The 11,056-nt window shown below is 41.2% G+C and carries 11 protein-coding genes and 1 pseudogene; 2 read left to right on the forward strand and 10 right to left on the reverse strand.

Annotated elements, in window-relative coordinates:
- Nucleotides 1-54 precede the first annotated feature (54 nt).
- The gene (locus ASC42_RS09680; protein WP_055441567.1) at nucleotides 55-2,172 is read left to right on the forward strand and encodes a DNA topoisomerase III; all 2,118 of its coding nucleotides are present in this window, start codon (nucleotides 55-57) and stop codon (nucleotides 2,170-2,172) included.
- Between the two features lie 50 nt (nucleotides 2,173-2,222).
- Here the strand turns inward: ASC42_RS09680 and ASC42_RS09685 are convergent, their stop codons facing one another.
- The 5 genes from ASC42_RS09685 to ASC42_RS09705 all read right to left on the reverse strand — a co-directional run bounded on the left by ASC42_RS09685 (nucleotide 2,223) and on the right by ASC42_RS09705 (nucleotide 7,174).
- Nucleotides 2,223-3,098, reverse strand: coding sequence for a GNAT family N-acetyltransferase (locus ASC42_RS09685; RefSeq protein WP_055441568.1), 876 nt, complete (start codon nucleotides 3,096-3,098; stop codon nucleotides 2,223-2,225).
- A gap of 60 nt (nucleotides 3,099-3,158) precedes the next feature.
- Nucleotides 3,159-4,253 (reverse strand): SDR family oxidoreductase, encoded by a 1,095-nt coding sequence (locus ASC42_RS09690; protein WP_072242725.1) that lies wholly within the window; start codon nucleotides 4,251-4,253, stop codon nucleotides 3,159-3,161.
- Nucleotides 4,254-4,363: 110 nt separating this feature from the next.
- Nucleotides 4,364-5,221, reverse strand: coding sequence for an oxidoreductase (locus ASC42_RS09695; RefSeq protein ID WP_055441569.1), 858 nt, complete (start codon nucleotides 5,219-5,221; stop codon nucleotides 4,364-4,366).
- Nucleotides 5,222-5,309: 88 nt separating this feature from the next.
- Nucleotides 5,310-6,203 (reverse strand): DMT family transporter, encoded by an 894-nt coding sequence (locus tag ASC42_RS09700; RefSeq protein WP_055441570.1) that lies wholly within the window; start codon nucleotides 6,201-6,203, stop codon nucleotides 5,310-5,312.
- 38 nt (nucleotides 6,204-6,241) lie between these two features.
- On the reverse strand, nucleotides 6,242-7,174 hold the full coding sequence (locus ASC42_RS09705; protein ID WP_055441571.1) for a DMT family transporter: 933 nt from the start codon (nucleotides 7,172-7,174) through the stop codon (nucleotides 6,242-6,244).
- Between the two features lie 122 nt (nucleotides 7,175-7,296).
- On the opposite strand from ASC42_RS09705, the gene ASC42_RS09710 reads away from it, so the two are divergent.
- The gene (locus ASC42_RS09710) at nucleotides 7,297-8,178 is read left to right on the forward strand and encodes a LysR family transcriptional regulator (protein WP_055441572.1); all 882 of its coding nucleotides are present in this window, start codon (nucleotides 7,297-7,299) and stop codon (nucleotides 8,176-8,178) included.
- Between the two features lie 102 nt (nucleotides 8,179-8,280).
- Here the strand turns inward: ASC42_RS09710 and arsC are convergent, their stop codons facing one another.
- The 5 genes and pseudogenes from arsC to ASC42_RS09730 all read right to left on the reverse strand — a co-directional run.
- The gene (gene arsC / locus ASC42_RS09715) at nucleotides 8,281-8,697 is read right to left on the reverse strand and encodes an arsenate reductase (thioredoxin) (RefSeq protein ID WP_055441573.1); all 417 of its coding nucleotides are present in this window, start codon (nucleotides 8,695-8,697) and stop codon (nucleotides 8,281-8,283) included.
- Nucleotides 8,698-8,712: 15 nt separating this feature from the next.
- Entirely contained in the window at nucleotides 8,713-10,011 is a 1,299-nt protein-coding gene (locus ASC42_RS09720) for an arsenic transporter (protein ID WP_055441574.1), read from the reverse strand.
- Between the two features lie 17 nt (nucleotides 10,012-10,028).
- Entirely contained in the window at nucleotides 10,029-10,361 is a 333-nt protein-coding gene (locus tag ASC42_RS09725) for an ArsR/SmtB family transcription factor (RefSeq protein ID WP_055441575.1), read from the reverse strand.
- A 209-nt stretch (nucleotides 10,362-10,570) separates the two neighbouring features.
- A pseudogene (locus tag ASC42_RS13755) lies at nucleotides 10,571-10,693 on the reverse strand (YrzI family small protein); the annotation flags it as partial.
- Between the two features lie 32 nt (nucleotides 10,694-10,725).
- A partial coding sequence (locus tag ASC42_RS09730; protein WP_141653517.1) for a transposase occupies nucleotides 10,726-11,056 on the reverse strand: 331 nt, incomplete at its 5' end.

Here is an 11,056-nt window from a genome sequence, read left to right on the forward strand (position 1 = left end):
TCCCCTTTCCGCTATACTGAACAAGTAGTCTTGTGTTTAGGAGGAAAATATAAAATGAAATCACTCGTTCTTGCCGAAAAGCCGAGCGTGGCAAGGGAAATTGCTCGCGTGCTGGGCTGTCGGGAGCAACATAAACATTACTTTGAAGGACCGAAATATATCGTCACATGGGCGCTTGGTCATTTGATTGAGCTGAAAATGCCAGAGCATTATAACCAAGCATATAAAACGTGGCGGCTAGAAGATTTGCCGATTATCCCAGAAAAAATGAGCCTCAACATCATTCGACAAACGAGCCACCAATTTCGCGCCATTGAAACACTAGCAAAACGACAAGACATTAAAAACTGCATTATCGCCACCGATGCTGGACGGGAAGGCGAACTCGTCGCACGGTGGATTTTAAAAAAGATCCAATGGAAAAAGCCGCTCCTTCGCCTTTGGATTTCGTCCCAAACCGATCAAGCCATTCGCGACGGGTTTCAACATTTAAAACCAGGAAAACAATTTGATCGTTTATATGAATCAGCTGTTTGCCGTGCAGAAGCAGACTGGCTGATTGGATTAAATGTGACGAGAGCGCTAACGACCAAATACAATGACACCCTTTCTGCAGGTCGTGTCCAAACACCGACGCTTGCGATGATAATGGAGCGGGAAAAAGAAATTCAGTCGTTTAAACCCGTATCGTATTGGACCATTCATGCGAACATTGGATCTGTGGCCGCCACTTTAGAGCGTAACGGGGAAAAGCGGATTTTTTCGAAAGAGTTGGCGGAACAGCTATATGAAAAACTAAAAAACAAGCAAGCAACCGTTATTTCTGTCGAACGAAAAGCAAAAAAAGAAACGCAACCGCTCCCTTACGACTTAACCGAATTACAACGGGACGCAAACAAGCGATTTGGCTTTTCTGCGAAAAAAACGTTAAGCGTGTTACAACGGCTATATGAACAGCATAAACTCGTCACCTATCCGCGCACCGATTCGCGCTACTTAACGACCGATATGGAAAACACGATGTTTGATCGACTAGAGGCAATGAAATCTGGGTATGTAGACGAAATTGCTCCGCTTTTAAAACATAAAGGGAAGGTGATGGCTCGACGGGTATTTGATAACGAAAAAGTAACCGATCATCATGCGATTATTCCGACGGAAGAGCGACTGGATATCGGTAAGCTTTCTGCTGATGAACGAAAACTATATGACTTAATTGCTCGACGCTTTTTAGCTCTTTTTTATCCAGCTTGCGAATACGAAACGGTTCATGTTGTTTTTGATATCGCTGGCGAAGCGTTTATCGCGCGTGAAACGCGAGTAGTGAACGCTGGGTTTCGCCGCGTTCTAGAGCGAGTAGTGAACGCTGGGTTTCGCCGCGTTCTAGAAAAACAAGAAGAGAAAATGACCTTCCCTATTTTTACGAAAGGACAAACGGTTTCTGTTATGTTAGAGAAAAAAGAAGCACTAACAGAACCTCCTCTTCGCTATTCCGAAGCGGATTTGTTGTCACAAATGGAAAAATACGGACTAGGGACACCAGCGACGCGCGCGGACATTATTGAACGCCTGATCGAAACAGAAACGGTCGAGCGGAAAAACGGGCGGTTTTACCCGACACCGAAAGGAAAACAATTAATTGAACTTGTAAACGAGGAATTAAAATCGCCACAGTTGACTGCAAAGTGGGAAAAAGAATTAGAAGCAATCGCCCGCGGAAACGGTGACCCGAAAGCTTTCCTTCAAAACATCCGCAAGCAAACGGAGCGGTTGGTAGCGGAAATAAAACAAAGTGAACGAACGTATCGCGCCCATAATTTAACTGGCTCGATGTGTCCAGAATGCGGGTCGTTTTTAAAAGAACGGGCGACAAAAGAGGGACGCATGCTCGTATGCTCGAATATGGCATGCCGATTTCGAAAACGAAAAGATCCAAAGCTTTCAAACCGACGCTGCTCACAATGTAAAAAGCGGATGGAAATTCACGAAGGAAAAGCAGGTGTCTACTTCCAATGCCGACCTTGCAATGTCATTGAAAAAGCTGAAGAGCAGAAAAAAACAAAACTTGGACATAAGGAACGGGCGTTATTGAAAAAATATAGTGCCGAGAATGATTCGTTTGGCACAAGTTTAGGCGATTTGTTAAAACAGGTGTTGGAGAAAAAAGAGTAAAGCTCAAGGGATCGAAAGCTAAAGCTGTTGGAACAAGCCCAACAGCTTTTTTATCTCATCCGCTTCTGCATCCACACTTGTTTGACGGTTGTTTGAAAGCCGATTTCTTTTAAAAGTGAGTAGGTGGGCAACGAATAAGTAATCGGTATGTTTGCTACTACTTTCACGATCTCGTCTGGACAATTACTAAACACTTTTGCAAGCAAAAGCCGAAGGATATGTTCTTTGTCGTTTCTTTCGGGGGAAGCTTCACACTGAAATAAAATCGTTTTTTCATGCTTGCCTGTTGCGTCAAAAATGCGGCGATAATATGCATAACCGATGTCGCATCCCCGTTCGTCTTTTACAACAATCGCTTCGCCATCTCTGGCGCTTTGCCATTGTGTTTGCCACGGATGTCGCCCTTTATAAAACGAAAGATGGCTTATTTGTTGTGGAATAGTGATTTCCACTTGAAATGGTTCGTCCTCTAGTAAACGTGGCATCGCTTTTTGAAACTGCAAGTATTCGAGTTCGTCCACGATTTCATATCCGAACTTTTTATATAGTCCGATAGCCCGCTCGTTTTCGCTAATCGCTTCCAATGTTGCAAGCCCAATGCCTGCTTCTTGGTAAACGTCAAGTGTCGCTTCCATTAACGCCTTTCCAATCCCTGTTTTTCGAAACGCAGGCGCTACTCCTGTGCCACCGTTCCAAGCCATTGAAGTTCCTTTCCATTCACGAACACCGTTTAGCACGATCCCAATTGGCTCATCATGGTAAAAAGCAATAATAGATAATGAAGGAGAAAGCCCTTCCCCTACTAATCGATACAAAAAGCTTTCTATCGTCAGCTGAATCGGAAAATAATACCCTTCAAATCCAGCATTCCAGGCACGTACCGCTTCTTCTAACGTACATTCTGATAGTCGTTTTATTTGTAACATATTCCCTCCATTATGCCGTAATGTTTTCTTTGGACGAAGCTTCTTTTTTCTGTTAAATGTCTAGTGAATCGTCAGCTGTTTGGTTGAGTTGTGTCGATGTTCTCGATAATAACGCGCCATCACAGGAATGACATCGCGGAAATCAAGGCAAGTAATCCCTATCTTCGCTAAAGTGTTGCGTGTATTTGTTGCATCATATATGGACGCACATTCGAAATATTCGAGCGCCTCTTTTTCTACGCGCAACCATTTACGAAGGAAGGAAAATGACATCGCCCATTTGACAAGACTAAGCGGCAGTATTCCTTTCGGTTCTTTCCCGAGATATTCGGTCATCATCATCCGATAAATGTCTCTCATTTTGTACGGGTTGGGATCGGTTAAATGATACGTTTTGCCAATCGCTTCGTCCGTATGTGCCAAATAGAGCGTCGCCTCGATAATGTAGTCAACCGGAACAAAATTTCCTTGCGCCTCCCCTTTGCCGAGATACGGAATGACAGGAAGGAACTTTAGACGCTCAAACATGTTGAGCATAAAATACAAACCATCAAATTTCATCGTTTCTCCTGTTTTTGAATGACCAACCACAATACCAGGACGAATAATCGTCGTTGGCACGTTGTGTGCTACTTCACGTACAGCTACTTCTGCAAGAAATTTCGTTTCTTCGTAATGGTTCTTAAATGACTGTCCTTTATCAAGTTCATGCTCGAAAATCATTCCTTGTCGCGTTCCTGATACGTATGCAGTGCTAAAATATACATAGCGCTGCAAATGCGGAAGTAAGGAAACCCATTCATTCACTTGTTTTGTTCCCTCTACGTTGACCATTCGGGCAATGTGTTCAGGGACAGCCAAGTCGTAAATAGCTGCAAGATGGAATACGTGGGTGACTGACTGTGCCAGCATGTGAAGCTGTTTTTCTGAGAATGCAAGGTTTGACTTAGTAATATCCCCTTCGATGATTTCCCATTTTGCTTGTGGAAAATAAGCGGAAGAACAAATTCTTTCTTTTTCTGCTATCGCTTTCTCTTTCATAGGAGGAAGCACCAATGTATATACTTTTTCTGGAGCCCATTTCGCAATTAACTCCTCAAGCAACATCGACGAAATAAATCCCGGAAATCCGGTAAAAAAATAAACATTCCCCACCTCTTCCCCCCCTGTTTCATTCTGGTCTAAAACACTTTGTCAATGATTTTATAAAATTTTCAAAACTCCTACTTCAAAATATATGTTTTCTGTAGCTGCATATGTGGTACTTATTTTTGTTTAAGAGATTTCATGACAATCCATTCCCACCACTTCCATGGCAACAAGTTTTTCAGCATTAGCGTCAATGCGACTCCTCTCCCTACGGGGTAACGCAAATGAGGAGTCGGCGATTGGACGACTTTGATTATTTGCCTAATGACTTCGTCAGGAGGTGGAGCTGTTTTGGCTACTCGATTCACGTATTGCACAATGGTTTTCATTTCTTTTTCATATGGCGAACCTGAACGGACGGACATCTCTTGAAGCCCTTTCGACCAAATGTTTGTTTTGAATGACCCGGGCTCAATTAACACGACATATACCCCATACGGCAACATCTCTAAACGAAGCGATTCGCTAAATCCTTCGACAGCAAATTTCGAAGCGACATATGAACCCATCGCCGGAAAACCGATTCGTCCGCTAATGCTACTAATGTTGATAATCTTACCACTACGTTGCGTTCGCATAACTGGCAAAACCGATTTTGTAACGGCAACTAATCCAAAAACGTTCGTCGCAAACTGACGCTTCCAGTCTTCAAGTTCGAGTTCTTCCACAAAACCACCAACAGCAAATCCTGCATTGTTAACTAATACGTCGATTCGTCCGTAGCGATTGATGACATCGCTCACGACCGATTCCGCTGCGGCAAAATCGGTGACATCGAGAGATACGACTTCTATCTGATCGTACACGCCGGCTTCACACGCCACGGTTGCAAGCATTTCTTTGTTTTGCCTGTTTCGCATCGAAGCAACGACCCGATATCCTTCACGCGCAAGTGCAACGCTTACGAGTAGTCCAAACCCACTGGAGGCCCCTGTCACTAGCGCCACTGACGGGGAGTTTGCATTTTGATTCACGACAATCCTCCTCGCTACTATAAAGACATATTTATTAGAATTAGATAATGGTAGGTAATATTCCTGCTATTTTACAAAATCGCCCCCATCACGCACTGATAGAGGTCGATTTTTTCTTTGGTTTAAGTTCCTTTGTTGTGACAACAAGCATAGCTCCACTCAACACAATCAGTCCCCCAATCATTTGGATAGACGATACGCTTTCATGTAAAAATACCATTGATAGAAGGAACGTCACGATCGGTTCTATCATACTTAAAATTGCTGCTTTTGTCGGGCCAATGATATTCATTCCTGCAAAAAACGCCAGCATTGCTAAAACGCTCGAAACGAACGATGTTCCGATCACCGGAATCCATCCTTTCGCATCAAATTGGAAATGTAGCGTTTCCGTACTGATTCCCCAGACAAAAAAAGAAAATGCGGCAAAGAGCGCGATGTAGGCGCTTGCTGTCATCGGTGGAACGTGTGCTATCACTTTATTTCCGACAATAATGTAAATCGAGTAAATTACCGCTGCTCCAATAGCTAACGCAATACCAACTGGATGGATTTTTCCTTCTGGTGCTCCTAGAACGAGCAACATTCCCGAAAAAGAAATCAAGATCGCTATGACGGTTTGTCTCGTCAACTTTTCTTTATTGATAAAAAATGAAAAAACAGCGACGAATATAGGGTTTAAATACAACAATAAAGCAGCGAGCGATGACGGAATGTACTTTACGGCATGAAAATAAAGCGAAGATTGTAGCATATAGAAAATGCCGCCAAGTAAGAATAGATAAAATAACTGGGACCACGATACTTTCTCGTTTTTCTTTTTGAACCATACATACATAAAAAAGAACAGAGCAGCCAAGGCAAAACGTAAAAACAACAATGTCGTGACATTGACGCCACTATTGTATGCATGCAATGCAAAGATTGGAATGAACGCAAATCCGATTGCTGATAACAATACGAGCCCGTAGCCTTTCCACATGTTTCTTGCACCTCAAATATGATTATTCTTTACAACAGTCATATGTTCGCTCCTTTTTTGATGAGAGAAAACACCATTTTTTCTTGTTTGCTGTAAATATTAAGTAAAATACCACTAAAGACAAACGCTGCTCCAATAATATGAGTGAACGTTAAATGTTCATTAAAAAACATTGTTCCCATTACGGTAGCAGAAATAGGCATGACATTAATGAAAACGGAAGCAGTTGAAGCACCTACTTTTTGGATGCCATTATACCACCAAACAAAGCTGATTGCCGAAACAACAATAGCAACGTATAGAACGCTCAACCAAACATCCCATTCGCTCGCTTCGATGGATGCAAAGGAAGTGTAATATAGCGCAAACGGTGCTAAAAATAGTGTTCCAAAACCTGTTGCATAGGTTGTCGCTGCAAGAGGACTAAACTTTTTCATCGCAATTTTTCCAATGACAGAGTATGTACTCCAGCTGAGACATGCTCCTACTAACACGAGATCGATTGGTGCGACACCCATTTCGATAAGTACAGACGGATGACCGTTTGTAATGATATATACCGCCCCAAATACAGCAAGAAACATGCCAAATATGCTTCTCATGTTCAATCTTTCTTTTAAAAACAATGCCGACATCAGCGTAATGAGCGGTGCGTTAACTGCAATGACTAGTGAGCTTTTGACGATTGGTGCGTATTTCGTAGCCATAAAAAAGAAAATATTGTACAAAAACACTCCTGTTAAACCAAGAAGTGCTAACACCCCCCAGTCTTTTTTGGATGGCGTTGATCTATTCGGCTCTTTCCAATGTAATAACGGAAATAAAATCAAACTAGCGCCAAAAAAGCGAAAAAAAGCAACCGACACAGGATGTAAAGTTGTCGTTGCAATTTTTCCAGCGACAAAGGCCCCGCCCCAGATGGTAGCGGTTAAAAACAAAAGAATATACGTTTTCATATTTCTTGTTAGCATGAAACATCCTCCTGACTCATTGTTAAATTTCTGTTATAATCAATTTTACAAGTATTTGGTCATAGGTGTTATTGATAATAATTGATATTGTTCATCAATATTTTTGATGGGGAGCTGGAAGTATGAATCTTGACTATTTGCATACATTTCGGGAAGTGGCGAAATGGAATAGCTTTACGAAGGCTGGTGAGATGTTGGGGTACGCTCAATCTAGCGTGACAACACAAATAAAAAAACTAGAAGAGGAATTTGGTGTTGTTTTGTTTGAACGTTGGGGCGGGAAAATTAAACTGACATCTGCCGGAATCGAACTGCTTGAATATGCAAATAAAATTGTTAGTTTGATTGATGAAGCAAAGCAAAGTCTTTCCGAGCAAGCAGACCTCGCTGGGAGTTTATCGATCGGTACGATTGAGTCAGTCGCTGGGTTTTATCTTCCACCTTATTTACAAGCATTTAAGCAAAGGTATCCGAGAGTAAATTTGCTGTTGCAACAAAATATTTGTAATCGACTTGTCAAAGGAGTAAAGGAAGGAAAATATGATTTAGCTATTATTCTAGATGAAAAACGAGAAGATCCAGATCTAAATGTTACTGTGATTAAACAAGAGCCGCTAGTTCTTGTTGCTAAACCGGATCATCATTTAGCCCAATTAGATAAAGTGGATATACGTATGTTAAGTGATGAAAAGCTTATTGTGACCGAACAAGGATGTAGTTATCGAGAAGTCATTGGAAATTTGTATCGTAATCATAGTATTCGTTTTGAATACACGATTGAATTAGGTAGCATTGAAGCAATTAAACGCTGTGTCGCTTATGGACTTGGTATCGCTTTTTTGCCGCTCATGGCGGTAGAGACCGAACTAGCAAAAGGGAGTTTAGTTCGTATTTTTCTTCCAGAGGCGGATATGCACCTCTCCCTTCAACTTATATACCATCGTAAAAAATGGTTGTCACAATCAATGAAGCAATTGACAAGTCTTTTAGTGAAAGAAATTTAAGGAGAGCCAAACGGGGATCTTCCCGTTTGGCTCTTTAAGTTTACATAATTAAATTATGGAAAATATATTGGATATATAAATAATAAGTTTATATTCGTCGTTTTACTCTCCTGTTCCTGCAAATCGTTTAATTCGCTCCCCGATTTCATTGCGAACGCGTTGGAAAACAGCCCATTTTTCTTCTTCCGTTCCTTCTGCTTTCGCTGGATCGTCAAATCCCCAATGAACGCGTTTGACATGCGGTGGTGTGACCGGACAATGATCAGCTGCATGTCCGCATAATGTAACGACTAAATCGGCTTTGTTTAAAATTTCTGGATTGATGACATCGGATGTTTGGTTTGAAATATCGATTCCTACTTCTTTCATCACTTTTACGGCGTTGGGGTTTAAACCGTGCGCTTCAATACCAGCGCTATATACTTCCCATTCGTCTCCAAGATATTTTTTAGCCCAGCCTTCGGCCATTTGGCTGCGGCAAGAATTTCCTGTGCATAAGAAATAAATGATTTTTTTCATTGCAATCGACTCCTTCTAATGAATAATAAGTAACCATATATATAACCCTACGAGAGTAATAAATAATGTAGGGATAGTTAAAATAAAGCCGTTTTTAAAATAAGTTCTCCATGTAATTTTTACTTCTTTTGTTGAAAGTACGTGCAACCAAAGAAGAGTAGCGAGTGAACCGATCGGCGTAATTTTTGGTCCTAAGTCGGAACCGATCACATTGGCATAAATAAGCGCTTCTCGAATGATTCCCGTCGTATTTGTATCAGCGATGGCTAGCGCATCAATCATGACGGTTGGCAGATTGTTCATGACGGAGGATAAAATAGCTGAGATAAAACCCATAGCAATTGTTGCAACAAACAGTCCTTCATTCGCTGCCATTTCAATTAAGTCAGCCAAAACGGTTGTCAACCCTACATTACGCAATCCATACACAACAACGTACATTCCGATGGAGAAAAACACAACAGCCCATGGCGCCCCTTTTACTACTTGTTTCACATGTACAGCGGGACTACGTTTTCCCATCCATAAAAACAATAACGCCACAGCACCAGCAATAAACGATACAGGGATGTTTACGAATTCACAGACAAAATAACCGATAAGCAAGACAGCAAGAACGATCCACGATAACCGAAACATCCGCGTATCTTTAATGGCTTCATATGGTTGTTTAACGTGCGATAAATTATATCGTTCTGGAATATCTTTTCGAAAGTATAAATACAACACTCCGATGCTCGCTGCGAGTGAGAAAAAGTTTGGAATGATCATCCGGGATGCATACTCACCAAAACTAATACGGAAAAAGTCCGCAGATACAATATTGACAAGATTGCTGACGACGAGCGGCAACGACGTCGTATCAGCGATAAATCCACTCGCTAAAATAAATGGCAGTACGTTTCGCTCATCAAATTGTAATGCGCGCATCATAGCTAATACGATTGGTGTTAAAATAAGTGCTGCGCCATCGTTAGCGAAAAAGGCCGATACGAGCGCTCCGAGAATCGAAACAAATATAAACATCCGCACCCCATGACCTTTAGAAATAAGTGCCATATGTAACGCTGCCCATTCAAAAAAGCCAATTTCATCTAAAATTAAAGAAATGATAATAATTGCGATAAAAGCAAGTGTTGCATTCCAGACGATGTTCGTTACATCGATGACATCTTGAACATCAACGACCCCAACGAGCAATGCTAATGCTGCACCACCACATGCTGACCAACCGATCGATAAATTGCGTGGTTGCCAAATGACAAATACAAGTGTTACGAGAAAAATCGACGATGCAAGAAACACAGAAAGCAAAAAACCACTCCTCTTGTTTATTCGCAAAGAATGCGTTTCCCTTTTTGCTCGAGTCGATCAATTTCTTCTCCCTTGTTCGACACATGATCTAAAATGCTTTGAATAAGTGGGTAACACACATGTTGTTTGTTGAGTGAATAAAACACCCATTGTGCTTTTTTTGTTTCTTTCACTAAACCGTTATCTTTTAGTTTTCGTAAATGCTGGCTAATGGCTGGTTGGCTCATTTGTAACATGTCGACAAGTTCACATACACAACAATCGGTTTCATTTAATATAGCCGTAATTGTTAATCTTGTTTTATCTCCTAATAGTTTTAGAATCGTTGCAGTTTCTTCGATGTGATACATATACCTCCCTCCCTTATCCGTTTATCATTATATAATTATATACTTATATAAAACAAGTAAAGATTTTGTAAAGAAACAAGAGCTGATTCATTGATCAACTCTTGTTGCGAAAAACTAATCGTCATCTACCGTCCATGTTATATTTGTTTTCGTTTGTTGTTGTTTCATTTTTCATTCTCCTTTCATCATGTATTTGTCTTGATTAAAAATTAAAACAATCGGTACATTGAACATTTTCTGTCCATCATCTCTTCTTCAACTTGTCGAATAAGCTGTTCTCGCTCTATTTCTTCAGCTGTCCATATTCGTCGTTGAATGGAAATTGTTAAAAAAAATAAATGAAACCCGTGGTGCTAGTTGAGCGCTAGCGCTCAACTAGCCCGAGTGTGACAAGCGAATACACCAACAATATGCCATCTAGTGCCACTTCAAATCCTGAAATCGAATTCGCACGAATGTCTGTGATACGATACTGGTCGGCAAGGACGGAGAACACCGTTTCTATCACTTTCCGTTTTTGTTTGAGCCATCTCTCCCATGATGCCGATGGGCGATGTTTCTGGTTTTTGCGAGATGGAGTCCAAAAGGCGATTTGGTACGCTTTATACAACTTTTTTTGCAATTCGCTACTGATAAATCCCTTGTCTCCCAAATTAAAGGGATGAGGAATTTGGGTCATGACCGTTTCCGCTGCG

This window comes from Anoxybacillus suryakundensis, assembly GCF_001418025.1.
GTDB classification, from domain to species: Bacteria; Bacillota; Bacilli; order Bacillales; family Anoxybacillaceae; genus Anoxybacillus; species Anoxybacillus tengchongensis.

What these genes read in the sequence shown, in the direction of transcription:
- ASC42_RS09700 (WP_055441570.1), bottom strand. Translation starts at nt 6,203, where the DNA reads ATGTGGAAAGGCTACGGGCTCGTATTGTTATCAGCAATCGGATTTGCG.
- ASC42_RS09680 (WP_055441567.1), top strand. Translation starts at nt 55, where the DNA reads ATGAAATCACTCGTTCTTGCCGAAAAGCCGAGCGTGGCAAGGGAAATT.
- ASC42_RS09725 (WP_055441575.1), bottom strand. Translation starts at nt 10,361, where the DNA reads ATGTATCACATCGAAGAAACTGCAACGATTCTAAAACTATTAGGAGAT.
- arsC (WP_055441573.1), bottom strand. Translation starts at nt 8,697, where the DNA reads ATGAAAAAAATCATTTATTTCTTATGCACAGGAAATTCTTGCCGCAGC.
- ASC42_RS09705 (WP_055441571.1), bottom strand. Translation starts at nt 7,174, where the DNA reads ATGCTAACAAGAAATATGAAAACGTATATTCTTTTGTTTTTAACCGCT.
- ASC42_RS09685 (WP_055441568.1), bottom strand. Translation starts at nt 3,098, where the DNA reads ATGTTACAAATAAAACGACTATCAGAATGTACGTTAGAAGAAGCGGTA.
- ASC42_RS09710 (WP_055441572.1), top strand. Translation starts at nt 7,297, where the DNA reads ATGAATCTTGACTATTTGCATACATTTCGGGAAGTGGCGAAATGGAAT.